Origin of the sequence: Fodinibius sp. SL11, assembly GCF_052060035.1 — a bacterium.
Taxonomy (GTDB): Bacteria; Bacteroidota; Rhodothermia; order Balneolales; family Balneolaceae; genus Fodinibius.
The window spans coordinates 359,708-372,987 of the sequence record NZ_JBPOEA010000001.1; the positions used below are offsets into that span (position 1 = coordinate 359,708).

Annotated in this window: 15 protein-coding genes, 1 tRNA gene and 1 pseudogene; 16 read left to right on the forward strand and 1 reads right to left on the reverse strand. The window is 40.3% G+C overall.

Translation table 11 applies throughout. The features are described from left to right. Positions 1-168: 168 nt before the first annotated feature. The 16 genes and pseudogenes from ACQ76V_RS01410 to ACQ76V_RS01485 form a co-directional block, all read left to right on the forward strand. Positions 169-1,149: pseudogene (locus ACQ76V_RS01410) on the forward strand (PLP-dependent cysteine synthase family protein); the annotation flags it as partial. 45 nt (positions 1,150-1,194) lie between these two features. Then, on the forward strand, positions 1,195-1,518 hold the full coding sequence (locus tag ACQ76V_RS01415) for a DUF3467 domain-containing protein (RefSeq protein ID WP_440998678.1): 324 nt from the start codon (positions 1,195-1,197) through the stop codon (positions 1,516-1,518). 12 nt (positions 1,519-1,530) lie between these two features. Further along, positions 1,531-2,385 (forward strand): murein hydrolase activator EnvC family protein, encoded by an 855-nt coding sequence (locus ACQ76V_RS01420; protein ID WP_440998679.1) that lies wholly within the window; start codon positions 1,531-1,533, stop codon positions 2,383-2,385. 40 nt (positions 2,386-2,425) lie between these two features. Continuing rightward, positions 2,426-2,887 carry a bactofilin family protein gene (locus ACQ76V_RS01425; RefSeq protein ID WP_440998680.1) on the forward strand — a complete coding sequence of 154 codons (462 nt, stop codon included), beginning with the start codon at positions 2,426-2,428 and terminating at the stop codon, positions 2,885-2,887. Further along, positions 2,884-3,096, forward strand: a complete 213-nt coding sequence (locus tag ACQ76V_RS01430) for an AtpZ/AtpI family protein (protein ID WP_440998681.1) — start codon at positions 2,884-2,886, stop codon at positions 3,094-3,096. Before ACQ76V_RS01425 ends, ACQ76V_RS01430 begins: the two co-directional genes overlap by 4 nt. 403 nt (positions 3,097-3,499) lie before the next feature. Beyond that, positions 3,500-4,534, forward strand: a complete 1,035-nt coding sequence (atpB, locus tag ACQ76V_RS01435) for a F0F1 ATP synthase subunit A (RefSeq protein ID WP_440998682.1) — start codon at positions 3,500-3,502, stop codon at positions 4,532-4,534. A 62-nt stretch (positions 4,535-4,596) separates the two neighbouring features. Continuing rightward, on the forward strand, positions 4,597-4,815 hold the full coding sequence (atpE, locus tag ACQ76V_RS01440; RefSeq protein ID WP_095604927.1) for an ATP synthase F0 subunit C: 219 nt from the start codon (positions 4,597-4,599) through the stop codon (positions 4,813-4,815). Between the two features lie 23 nt (positions 4,816-4,838). After that, positions 4,839-5,354: a F0F1 ATP synthase subunit B gene (gene atpF / locus ACQ76V_RS01445; protein WP_440998683.1), complete on the forward strand. Its 516-nt coding sequence runs from the start codon at positions 4,839-4,841 to the stop codon at positions 5,352-5,354. 5 nt (positions 5,355-5,359) lie between these two features. Then, a complete protein-coding gene (atpH, locus tag ACQ76V_RS01450; protein WP_440998684.1) occupies positions 5,360-5,908 on the forward strand; it encodes an ATP synthase F1 subunit delta in 549 nt (182 codons plus the stop codon). Between the two features lie 33 nt (positions 5,909-5,941). Then, complete coding sequence (atpA, locus tag ACQ76V_RS01455) at positions 5,942-7,564, forward strand: F0F1 ATP synthase subunit alpha (protein ID WP_440998685.1); 1,623 nt, start codon at positions 5,942-5,944, stop codon at positions 7,562-7,564. A gap of 3 nt (positions 7,565-7,567) precedes the next feature. Further along, positions 7,568-8,452, forward strand: coding sequence for an ATP synthase F1 subunit gamma (gene atpG / locus ACQ76V_RS01460; protein WP_440998686.1), 885 nt, complete (start codon positions 7,568-7,570; stop codon positions 8,450-8,452). 16 nt (positions 8,453-8,468) lie between these two features. Next, positions 8,469-8,555: transfer RNA gene (locus tag ACQ76V_RS01465), tRNA-Ser, on the forward strand. A gap of 101 nt (positions 8,556-8,656) precedes the next feature. After that, positions 8,657-10,039: a TolC family protein gene (locus tag ACQ76V_RS01470; RefSeq protein WP_440998687.1), complete on the forward strand. Its 1,383-nt coding sequence runs from the start codon at positions 8,657-8,659 to the stop codon at positions 10,037-10,039. A 4-nt stretch (positions 10,040-10,043) separates the two neighbouring features. Further along, entirely contained in the window at positions 10,044-10,655 is a 612-nt protein-coding gene (locus tag ACQ76V_RS01475) for an MlaC/ttg2D family ABC transporter substrate-binding protein (protein WP_440998688.1), read from the forward strand. A 54-nt stretch (positions 10,656-10,709) separates the two neighbouring features. Beyond that, complete coding sequence (locus ACQ76V_RS01480) at positions 10,710-11,729, forward strand: hypothetical protein (protein WP_440998689.1); 1,020 nt, start codon at positions 10,710-10,712, stop codon at positions 11,727-11,729. A 410-nt stretch (positions 11,730-12,139) separates the two neighbouring features. Continuing rightward, positions 12,140-12,781, forward strand: coding sequence for a hypothetical protein (locus ACQ76V_RS01485; RefSeq protein ID WP_440998690.1), 642 nt, complete (start codon positions 12,140-12,142; stop codon positions 12,779-12,781). A 37-nt stretch (positions 12,782-12,818) separates the two neighbouring features. Here ACQ76V_RS01485 and ACQ76V_RS01490 read toward each other — a convergent pair whose 3' ends face one another. Next, a complete protein-coding gene (locus tag ACQ76V_RS01490) occupies positions 12,819-13,280 on the reverse strand; it encodes a hypothetical protein (RefSeq protein WP_440998691.1) in 462 nt (153 codons plus the stop codon).

Sequence of the window (13,280 nt, forward strand, 5' to 3'; positions counted from 1 at the left end):
AAGATAACAGAGTTGACTGTTCGAATAAAGAACTATTTTAAACTTATCGATCTCATATTATAGGGTATTTCAAATCTTTTTCGAGTAGAAAACTCAAAATTCCTATATTCCGACGCTTACATTCATTTTTAAACTTTTATCGAAAAGTAACTACACGCAATATATAAGATGTATCATAACTCCATATTAGAAACCATTGGCAATACGCCGCTGGTAAAGTTAAACGAGGTCACAAAAGAATTTGAAGGGACGATCTTGGCAAAGGTTGAGTATTTTAATCCCGGTCAAAGCGTGAAAGATCGCATCGGGCTTAAAATGATTGAAGATGCCGAACAGAAAGGCCTTATAGAGCCGGGGGGTACGATTATTGAAGGAACGTCCGGTAATACCGGTATGGGATTAGCGCTTGCTGCCACCATAAAAGGATATGATTGTATTTTTACCACCACCGATAAGCAGAGCAAGGCCAAAATAGATCTCTTGCGGGCATTGGGCGCTGAAGTTAAGATTTGTCCTACGGATGTAGAACCCGACGATCCGCGGAGTTATTATTCGGTTGCCAAACGCCTTAGTGAAGAAATACCCAATTCCTATTATCCCAACCAGTACGATAATCCCAGCAATACTCAGGCACACTACGAAACTACGGGGCCCGAAATTTGGGAGCAAACCGAAGGCAAGGTAACACATTATGTAGCCGGTATGGGTACGGGAGGAACCGTATCAGGGACATCAAAATATTTGAAGGAGCAAAACGCTGATATTCAAACAATTGGCGTTGACAGTGTAGGCTCGGTGTATAAACATTATTTTGAAACCGGAGAATTTGATAAAGATGAGATTCATCCCTATTTGACAGAGGGCATAGGAGAAGATATTATTCCCGAGAATATGGATTTTGATCTCTTAGATGAAGTCATCCAAGTTAATGATAAGAATGCCTTTCAAATGACGCGAAAGCTGGCAACCAAAGAAGGGTTATTTGTTGGCGGTTCTTGCGGTGCTGCTGTATACGGAGCACTTGAATATGCCCGCAATAACAACTTTGGCAAAGATGATATTATGGTGGTCATTCTACCGGATAGCGGAACGCGCTATGTGTCAAAGATTTTTAATGATGAATGGATGGACGAGCACGGATTTTTAGATTCTGATGAGTAACGAACGGCAAATTTAATTTGTAATCAGTTTATTATGGCCGATCAAACAAAAGATTTTAAACAGGGACAGATTCAAATTGAACTACCTGAAGAAGAAGCTTCGGGCACGTATTCAAATTTGGTAATGATATCGCATTCACCTTCTGAGTTTATTCTGGATTTCATTTCAGTGATGCCGGGAGCCCCGAAAGCAAAAGTTGTTAAACGCATGGTGCTTACGCCCGATCATGCCAAGCGATTAATGAATGCCCTTTCGGAAAATATTCAGCGCTACGAAAGTGAAAACGGTGCGATATCTAATAATAACGATGATATCGATGTTCCATTTAATTATCGCGGACCTACGCCCGAAGCGTAAACCAACGACTCCATGTTCGAATTTCTAAAACGGTTATTCAAAAGCCAGGATCAGGATCTTACGTTTGTCGTTTTTGATGATGATCCGGAGTCTTCCACATCCTATAATTTTAAACCTTCAAGGTTGTGGAACTTATTTTATACTTCCCTTTTAATCGTTTCTGTTATTGTATTGCTACTGGTCATGTTTACGCCTATCAGCGGATTGCTGTATAACCAGCATGATGCCGAACTACGTGAACGGGTTATTGAGGTCTCGCAAAAGGTGCAGGCACTTAGGGATTCGTTAGAAGCACGAGATACTCAACTGGCAGAGATGCAGCAGGTTATTGCTACTGGCAGTGATACCTCATTTAGAGTTGATCAACAGAGGTCATCCGCAATGCAATCAGCTAATCAAGAAATATCGGAACTTGATTTTACATCTGAAGTAAGTAATAAGGGAATGTTGTCTCAAAACGAGATAATTTTTTCGAATATATTTAAGCAGGCACCTGAATTCCCGACAAATTACCCTGTTGACGGTACTTTTACCCGAGGGTTTAACCCCGAAAATGGACATTACGGTATTGATGTTGCTACTAAACAGGGAACATCGTTTAAAGCAATAGCTGATGGATCCGTTATCAACCAAGATTGGACGATCAACTATGGATATGTACTGCATGTACAACACAGTAATGGTATAATTACAGTGTATAAACATGCGGCAAGTGTTTCAAAATCTATTGGTGATATTGTTTTAAAGGGTGATATTCTGGGAACGACGGGTGATGTGGGAGTATTAAGCTCCGGTCCCCATTTGCATCTTGAAATTTGGAAAAACGGAGTACCCCAAAACCCTAATACGTATTTAATAAAATCTTAAGCTGTTTATGTTCAATAATAATAAGAAAGACAAGGAATCTATGAGTCCTAATAAATCCGGTAAAAATTTACCCTCTGTAAATATGATCAGCGAAGGCACCGAACTTAAAGGTACCTTGGAAACAAAAAATGATATCCGTATTGCAGGAACCTTGGATGGTGAAGCAAAAGCGAAAGGCAAAATTATTGTTTCATCAACCGGAAAGGTTGATGGTAACATAGAAGCTGTTGATGCTGATATTGCCGGCAATATCGACGGAGAAGTTCGAGTCACCAACAAACTTATCCTACGCAAATCGGCTACTATAGAAGGAGATATTTATACGAAAACGATTCTTGCCGAGGAAGGATCCCAGATAAACGGTTCTTTCCACATGGGTGATGATATTAAAGAAGAAATAAAGAAGAACGGTTTATCTTCGAAGTTGGGAAGCTCAAAATCAAAAGATAATAAAGCAGATAAATCGGTTGCTAAAGGTAAGTCAAAGGTCAATAAAGATTGACGAATAATAAAAAGCCGACTGATTATGTAGAATATCTTTCGTTAGGGGGAGAGATAGCAGCCGGGCTATCTGTACCTATCTTTATTGGGTATGGGCTGGACAGTTATTTTGATACGAGTCCCTGGCTGCTATTAGTCGGTTGCTTAATAGGGATTGTTAATATTTTTATTCTCATCTTTAAGCTAAATGACCGGTTGAATACAAAGTGAAATAAGGGAGTTGGTGGATCAGCAGGTTAAACATTTGGCGCACAAATTTTTCTGGTATTCTCTTTTTGCTTTCCTGGCATTAATGGGAATACCTTCCCTATTAAGTGGTTCCAATTACTTAGCTGTTAGTGTTGGGTTTCTGCTGAGTTTCTTATTTGTAGGCAGTAATTTTTTTGTTATAAAACAAATAAAGACCGAAAAAAGCGCAAATATACTAACTCGATTTTACCTTTCACTTGGTATTCGTTTTCTGTTGGTCATAGCTGCTTTAGTAGTGATTTTGAAGACGATAAAAATTCATCAAATTTACTTTACAGTTAGCTTCATAATTTCTTATATTTTCCACTCTGTAATCGAGATTATTTTAATCAACAAACTACTTGAAACTGATAATTAGAATTTAATGCTAAGGGCCTGCCGCCGACTGTTCGTTACACTCTTACTGGTTCTCCTCTTCACCCCATTAACACAAGCCTCGGAAAAAGCCGCACAGAATTCCGAAGGTGCTCCTATTGACGTTGTAGGAAAAGTTGTCGACCATCACGAGTTGGCGGTTTTGGGATATCATTTGCCATTACCCCGTATCTTTCTTGTAGAAGGAGAGTGGTTTGTTTACGGTAGTACAGAAAGTGCTGTAGAATCTGGAGAGTTTGTTGAAAAGGATGGGGCATTGGTGCCTGCTAATGGTGCAGAAATTACGGTCGACTTTTCCATAACCTCTCATTTGATGTATGTTTGGTTCGGGCTGATACTGACCATTTGGATAACTATCGCAATGGCTCGAAAGTACAAGAAGGGAGTAGGGCGTAAGACTGAACCCCAGGGATGGTTCCAGAATTTATTTGAGATTGTCTTTGTATTCGTACGCGATGATATTGCAAAAACAAATATCTCCGATGCAAAATATGAGAAGTTTGTTCCCTATTTATTTACGGTCTTTGTGGGTATTTCTTTTATGAATCTTTTTGGGCTGTTACCGTGGGGCGTAACAGCAACCGCTGATATTACTGTTACAGGTGTGTTAGCAGCATTTACCTTTTTTATAACGCAATGGAACGGCTCGAAAGATCACTGGGAGCATGTGTTTTGGTTCCCCGGAGTTCCAGGCTGGATGCGTATTATTTTAACTCCCATTGAAATTATTGGATTGTTCACCAAGCCTTTTGCGTTGGCTGTTCGACTCTTTGCAAATATGCTCTCCGGTAAGATTATGATTATCTGCATTCTGGGATTGATCTTTATTTTTGCCGACCTTTTTGGCGGTGCGGCCGGTTTTGGTATGAGTTTATTCTCTGTACCGCTTACCGTTGCACTTTATGCACTGAAGGCTTTTGTAGGTGTTTTGCAGGCGTACATTTTTACACTTCTTTCGGCCGTATTCATTGGGATGGCAGCCGAAGAGCATGCGCATGATGAAGGAATTGAAGCGCACGCATAACAAATTTATTTAAATCATATAATCTAAACCTAAACTTAAAACTAAAATAACAGGTAATAAATATGGGTTTATTAGCAGCAGGAATCGGAGCAGGAATTGTAGCAGTTGGTGCCGGAATTGGTATCGGTATGATTGGTAAAAGTTCAGTTGAAAGCATCGCTCGTCAACCCGAAGCATCTGATGATATTCGTGGCGCTATGATATTGACCGCTGCTCTTATTGAGGGTGTGGCACTTATTGGCGCTATTGTATGTATTCTCCTTGCTCTTGGAATCGGTTAATAATAATTATTCAATTATAAACTATGATGCTATTTTTAGCAGGCGGAGGAGGAATACTCTCCTTTAATAGCGGTTTCGCTATTTGGGTAGCCATTTCGTTAATAATCTTTCTTGCCGTAATGGGCAAGTATGCGGTTCCATTAATTATGGACTCCCTGCAAGAGCGTGAAAACCGTATTAAAGATTCTTTAGAATCGGCTGAACAGGCGTTAGAACGTGCTGAGAAGATTTCTAAGGATAATGAAAAGGCACTGCGTGAAGCAGAGAAAAAGGCGAAAGAAATTCGCAAGGAGGCTATCGAAGAGGCCGAAATGCTCCGTGCAGAACGAATTGAAAAATCCAAGCAGGAAGCTGAAAAAATTGTTGAGCAGGCTCGAGAGTCCATCGAACAGGAAAAGAAACGTGCAATGATGGAGCTTCGCGATGAAGTGGCACGTTTGGCTATACAGTCTGCTTCTAAGATTATTGATGCCGAATTGGATGAGGAAAAGAATAATAAGCTGGTAGAAAGCTTTATAAAAGACATTTCAAAAAACTAAAGTAGATGCCTACAACAAAAGCAGCCGAAAGATATGCGACCGCCCTTTTAGGATTGGCTAAAGAGCGGGATGAGGTTGAAGAAATATTGGAAGATATCGAGTACATCCATAATACGCTTGAGGGTTCCAAGGATTTGGTTGTATTTTTAAAAAGTCCTGTCATTAAGTTTGATGACAAGACTCAGGCTTTGGAAAAGTTGTTTTTTGATGAACTTGAAGAGCCAACAAAGCTTTTTCTAAAGCTCTTATCCCGTAAAGATCGCATAAATCTGTTAGATCAGATTACTGAGGCTTTTATTGCGAAATATAAAGAATATGCCGGTATTATTACTGTGCAAGTGTTTGTTGCCCGGGAGTTGAATAAGGAACAGCAAGAGCTGCTTCATAAAAATCTGGAGCAAAAAACACAGAAAAAAGTGGAAATGAATATCACTGTTGACAAAGAACTAAAAGGTGGTATGGCTATCCGCATTGAGGACACAGTAATAGACGGAACGGTTAAGAATAAGCTTAGTGAGCTTGAAGAATCGTTATTGTCAACAACTGTAGAATAGAAATTAAAGACGTTTTAAATAACATTTGAACCAATGAGTCAAGTTAGACCAGACGAAGTTTCAGCAATATTACGCAAACAATTATCCGGCTTTGATAACGAAGCGGATACCTATGATGTGGGAACAGTCCTCGAGGTGGGGGATGGTATTGCCCGCGTATATGGGTTGTCAAAAGTACAGGCCGGTGAACTTGTTGATTTGCCTGATTCAATAGATGAAGATGGTAATTCCATTCGTGGAATGGTACTTAATCTTGAGGAAGACAACGTTGGAGTCGTTCTTTTTGGTGCAACCAGCGCTGTTGAAGAAGGAGATACGGTTCGACGAACAAAGAGTATTGCTTCTATAAATGTTGGAGATGGTCTTCTCGGTCGCGTAATAGATCCTCTTGGACGTCCACTCGACGGTAAGGGGCCTATTTCTGGGGACACTATTCGAATTCCCCTCGAGCGTAAAGCGCCCGGTGTAATTTATCGTGAACCGGTAAAAGAACCGCTCCAAACAGGTATTAAGGCTATTGATTCATTGATTCCTATTGGCCGGGGACAGCGTGAGCTTATTATTGGTGACCGCCAAACAGGTAAAACCTCGGTTGCTGTTGATACAATTATCAACCAGAAAGAAACACAAGATACTGATAAGCCGGTTCATTGTATCTATGTAGCTGTTGGTCAGAAAGGATCTACTGTTGCAGGAATTGCCAAAGCCCTGGAAGACAACGATGCAATTGATTATTCGACGATTGTATCTGCTCCTGCAAGTGCTACTGCTCCCATGCGCTTTATTGCTCCTTTCGCCGGAGCTGCTATCGGGGAGTATTTCCGTGATACAGGGCGCCACGCCTTAGTAGTTTTTGATGATCTGTCTAAGCAGGCTGTCGCTTACCGTGAACTTTCGCTACTACTCAGAAGACCTCCAGGGCGTGAAGCTTATCCCGGGGATGTATTTTATTTGCACAGTCGTCTCCTGGAGCGTGCGGCAAAGATTATTGATGATGATGAGATTGCCAAGCAGATGAATAATGTGCCTGAAGAATTACGACCACTGTTGAAGGGAGGAGGATCGTTAACCGCATTGCCTATTATTGAAACACAGGCTGGTGACGTTTCCGCATATATTCCAACAAATGTAATTTCTATTACTGACGGCCAGATATTTCTCGATACTGATCTGTTTAATTCTGGTGTGCGACCGGCTATTGATGTTGGTACCTCGGTATCTCGTGTAGGTGGTTCCGCACAGGTTAAATCGATGAAGAAACTCTCCGGTACAATGAAACTTGACTTGGCGCAGTACCGAGAGCTCGAAGCTTTTGCCAAGTTTGGTTCTGATCTTGATCCGGCCACGCAGCGACAGTTGAAGCGTGGAGAGCGTACTGTTGAACTCTTGAAGCAGGATATCTATGAACCACGTCCGGTTGAAGATCAAATAGCTCTACTCAAGATTAACAGTGAAGGACTGCTTGATGAACTTGAAGTTGATCAGATTCAGGAGTTTGAGCAAGAGTATATTGAAACGGTACATGTCAAATTTGACGATGAGATGGCCGAGCTTGCTGAGTCAGGAACCCTTGATGATGAGTTCGGTGACAAGTTAATGGACGTTGCCAAAACGATAATCAATCAACTTAACGCTACACAAGAAGAGGAAGCGTAATTCATGGCGAATCTTCGTGACATACGGAACCGGATAGAATCGATTAAAAATACGCAGCAGATTACGCGCGCCATGAAAATGGTTGCTGCTGCTAAACTGCGTAAAGCGCAAGATCGCATTACACAAACACGGCCATATGCTTCAAAAATGAAAGAAATGGTGGCACGGTTGGTGAGAAACTCCGGTGATGACAATGTATTATTGCGTACACCTGAGTCAACAGATAACGTATTGTTTATTGTTGTTGGTTCTGATCGCGGTCTCTGCGGTGGGTTTAATAACAACTTGTTCAAAGTTGTAGAAAAAACGATAAAGAAAGAGTATAGCAAGTATCATGAAAGTGGTAACCTTTCGTTGATATGCATAGGTCGCCAGGCAACCAAATACTTTGGAAAACGTAATTACGAAGTTATAGCAGAATATCCCGGCTTTTGGGATAATATTGTTTTCAATAAAGCAACTGAGATCATGAAATCAGTTGTTGGAGATTTTAAAGCAGGAACTTATGACGAAGTGAAGCTGGCTTATAATGAATTTAAGTCAGTTATCGCTCAAAACCGACTTGTTGAATCGGTACTTCCAATTGATCCATCAACGTTAGTTGAGGATGAAGATATTTCTGCAAAAGAATATATTTATGAACCTGATGCAGAAAATATTCTCCAAAAACTATTACCTTTACACTTGAACTTGCAGCTCTGGAAAGCTATTCTGGAATCAAATGCTGCTGAACAGGGTGCACGGATGACAGCAATGGATAATGCTACTGAAAATGCTCAGGAAATGAAGGAAGATCTTCAGCTTGAGTATAATAGGGCACGGCAGAGTGCAATTACAACCGAAATTTCTGAAATTATTTCGGGTGCTCAGGCTCTGGAAGAAGCATAAATAATATTTTACAACTGGAGGGATGGCAGAGCGGTTGAATGCACCGGTCTTGAAAACCGGCAGGCCCTTATGGGTCTCGGGGGTTCGAATCCCTCTCCCTCCGCTCTAATGAAAGCCCCTTCTTAACGGAAGGGGCTTTTTGTTTAAATAAATCTATCGTTTGTTCGTTGGTAGATATAATATTTTGATTATAACAGTTCAGCCATGAAAAAATATATATCGGCATCTCTTTTTTTATTATTGTTGCTTCCGATGATTAGCATGGGACAAGATACCGTGAAAGTATCACTTGAATCATTTATTGAGCGTGGAATTGAAAACTCCGGACAAATTGAATATGAGCAGAGAAAGGTTGCACTTGCAAATAATCAGATTAATCAGGCACAGTCTAAACGATTTCTTCCCCAGTTTGAACTTAATACGCAGCATGGTATTGTTCCCGGTGTAATAAGCCAGACTGATTTGCCTAAAGATCAGTATTATTTAGATCCCGAATTGGAAAATGATTGGGAGAATTGGGCCGTATTTACACGGGCCGAAGTATCTGCGGTACAGCCCATTTTTGCATGGGGAGCTCTTAAGAATGCCGTTAAAGCAGCAAGATCTGCCGCCGTTGCGGCTCAAAAGCAGTTTGAAAAAGAAAAGGCAAATTTACGGGTCCGGCTGTTTGAACTTTATCAGAGTTACTTGCTAACGAATGAAATATTGGTTTTGCTTGATGAAGCCCAAAATCAAATTGACAAGATCGAACGTCAGATTGAGGAAAAACAAGAAGAGGGGGATGCCGATTTTGATGAATCTGATTTATTTAAATTCAAGGTATTTAAGTCTGAGTTTGATATCCGTGCGGCCGAAGTACGAAAAGAAGCAGAAATGACACAGCGTATCTGGAATTATGTGCTTAGTGCCGATGAAAACACGGTTTACGAGCCTGATAGTAATTTTTTAGATCCTGTTGAAGAGGAGTTAAGAGAAATAGATTATTACCGTTCGTATGCTCTTGCCAATCGTTCTGAAATTGGTGCCATCGAAGCCGGTATTAATGCGGCTGAATATGGTATGAAGGCCCAAAAGCAGAAGAATTATCCCACTCTTTTTATAGGGTTAACAGGCAGCTATGCGAATACGCCCAATCGCCCGCGCCAGAGCAATCCTTTTATTATCAATAATTCGAACTATGCCTCCGGTTCTTTTGGATTTGGTATCCGCCAAAATCTGGATTTCTTGAGTATTCAAGCTGATATTGAAAAAGGTAGAATTCAATATCGTCAGGCAAAACATTTGAAAGACGCAGCCGTTGATGGTATAGTTTTGGAAATTAATCAGGCGTATAAAGAGACGTCTTTATCAAAAGTTAAAGTTGATAAAACGGATGAGGCTCACGTTACCAGTAAACAATGGCTGCGACAGGAACAATTAGACTACGATTTTGGTATGGGAGATACCAAAGATCTGATTGATGCCATGAAGAAAGAACTTGAATTGCGGGTTAACCTCAAACGAGAAATTTTCAACTTCAATAATAACATTGCTGAATTGTATCGTAAATCAGGTCTGCCCATTTTAGAACTTTCGAACCAGAATTAATATCATGAAATTATTGAATAAGGTTACCATAGTATTTTTATCAGCATTGTTGGGATTCATTTTTTTTAATCCCGCAAACAGTTTTGGCCAATTAGATAGCTCCTCGGTTCGTAATTTATTAGAAGAGCGGGATAAGGAGATGAAAGATCTGCTTGGACCCAAAGGAACAGAATATACTCAAAAGCAGCGCGATCAGCTTAAAGATATCATCAACGGGATTATTGATTACCGTGCCATGGCTCAGCAAGCACTGCAGACTACCTATGATACCCTGTCAGAAGAGCAGCGTACTGAATTTGTAGATCTCTTCTCGACTATCATTCGTGACCAATCCTTAAATAAGTTGGATATTTACAGGGCGGATATAAAATACGAGCAAATAAAAGTAGAGGACAGCTCTGCAACAGTTCAGACTTTGGCTCAGCTCGAGCGGGTACGAACCCCGGTTACTTATAACATGAAATATAAGGGAGAAAGTGAACAGTGGGTGGTTACCGATATGATTATTGATGATGTCTCAACAGCAGGATCTTATCAGCGGCAATTTCAGAATGTCATCCGCAAGAAAGGGTATAATTCTCTTTTGGAAACCCTCCGCAAGAGAGCTGCTAAATAAGGTTTAATAAAGAGGCATTATCCCATTATATTTCTATCAAATTAATCCAGATTTATGCTAAAATCAGTACAACAAAAGCGATTGGCTTCGGAGGGATATGTATATGCCACTTATGGTCATCCACGCTATTTAAAGCATGCTATAGCTTCTGTGGTTTCGTTGCGGCGGTACGATGAAGATCGACCGGTGGCGTTGGCTTGCACTGATAAACACAAAAAGATTCTCGAGGAACATGGTCTCAAGGATGTTTTTGATCACATCCATATTTTACCCGAAGAAAATGCATCTATTGTGGGATTTAAGCATCACCTGCATGAATTCATGTTTTTCGAAAAAAATATATTTCTTGACAGTGATATTATTTGGTGCAAAGAACCGGAAAGCCTGTGGCAGTCGTTCGAACCTTATCCATTTACTATAACGGGAACTCAAATTTCTGATAACTTCTTTGGTGGTCCTAAGAATATTGGCATTATTGCGGATATCCTTTTTCAGCGGCGAAAACGCACGCTTGATCATTTTGGGCTTACCTATTTAAGTCGCGTACAAACGGGAATGGTTTATGCCCAAGACTACAGTTTGACCAAGAAAGTATGCGAGTTATCACAGAAGATGCTCGATCGCAAAGATGAGACCCATTTCAGAAGTCGTACCCTGGAGCAGGGACGGAGTGAGGAATCTTGTGAATGGAGTATGGCCATGGCTATGTCTAAGCTTGATTTGCCGGTATATCCATGGCTGCAAGGGCATACCAGTCCACAGTTAGACTATATTTCTGATTTGACGTCCCACGACGCAGATTTCGAGTATGTGGTTTGTAAATATTACAGCGACCGCTTTGTGTACAATTTTAGGGGATTAAAGAGCAAGTTCCTTCGCAAGTTATTAACGAAGATTTTTTCATTAATCCCGGGTAAAGGAGATTATTTAAAGACAACCCCATATTGCCTGCATTTCGGCTGGTATCATCAAAAACAGCCGTTTTTCGAATTTTCTGAACGTACGTGGAACCGGTTGGTTAAAAGTTATAAACGATTACCCAATAAGCAGCGTTTGGCCAAACATTCAGAATAGTAGTCGAGTAGGAATTTTGCGTCGTGACTTTTCTTTAGATGTAGTTTATATTCTTTCCATTTGAATAAACAATTCACAAAAGTTTTAAGGTATTTGGCATCGAATTTAATCGGATAAAAAATAGGTGGATTGCTTTTTGGCGGACAAGTTTTGGCAAGAAGCTTTCGAAAGTTATTCAGTACAGCTTTGTTGCCGTAATCATAACCTATTTAATTTATCAGCTTACAGAAATTGGGTGGCAGCGGGTCTGGGAATCACTGCCGGTAACTCCGTGGTTCTATATCTTATTTCTATTCTTATACTTTGCATTACCGGTATCAGAACAGTTTATCTATGGTACATCGCTTAAATTTTCTTTTAGAAAGGGCTTACCGGTCTTTATACAAAAGAAAATATATAATGCAGATGTGTTGGGGTATTCCGGAGAGGCGTATTTTTTTGTTTGGGCAAAAAAGAACCTTGAGGAGTCGTCCGGTTATATTTTTGGGGTAATCAAAGATAACAATATAATCTCTTCGATTACTTCCACATTGGTTGCCGCTGTACTGCTATCTATATTTTTATATGTCAGCCAGTTAAATTTACAGCAGCTAATCGATGTAAATCGCCAATACTTCTATTATGGTGCCATAGCTGTTGTTTTAATATTGGCTTCTCTAATTTATTTCAGACAGTATGTGATTACAATGCCTTTAGAAACGGCCTCAAAAATATTTGGCATCCATATGGCGAGGCTCCTTTTTGTTTACAGTATAGAGATCATTCAATGGATGGTCGTCATGCCTGAGGTTCCGCTGTATATCTGGTTTACCTATATGGGGGTTAAAATCATTTCGACACGCATTCCATTTTTGCCAAGTAGAGACCTCTTGTTTATTGGTGCCAGTTTGGAAATATCGAAATTTTTAGATGTTTCAGGGGCTGGTATCGCCGGAATATTATTGGCAAGTAATGTATTGACCAAATTGATGAACGTTGGTCTCTATTCATTTTTGGCATTTCGCGGGCGGTTAATTAAAAAGAATGCCTCGCAAAACGACGACGAATCCTGAAATAAACTTAGTCCAAATCGTATCTTGACAAGAAGAGCTACGAGATTTTTACACTCCATTGATAGGTTTTTCTCAAGAGGAGATTACTCTCAAAATTTATATAGCGGTCAAGCATTTTTGCCCAGGGATATCCAATGATGAGAAGTTCGTAGATATACACGTCAAACATGATACTCATTGTCAAATATACGCCAAAGTGCATCATTATGAGAGCAGTAGCGATATAAGGGCGTGTTTTTTCAAACCAAAAGAGAAATCCAAAGAGTTCAGCCAATAGTCCAAACACAAGGGACATGGTACCAAGAAATCGGTATTCCAAGACCCATTCCTGGATAATATTAGGAGTAAATTGTCCTTTAGCTGAAGCTACATCAACACTTCGTTCGGCAATCCAGAGCGAAAGGTGTTCGCCTGCCGGCCAGGTAAGACCTGTTCCAATTAATTTGCTTATAGCCGCGGAAGTATATCCTAATCCAAAGAAGAAAAAGATAAAACCCAT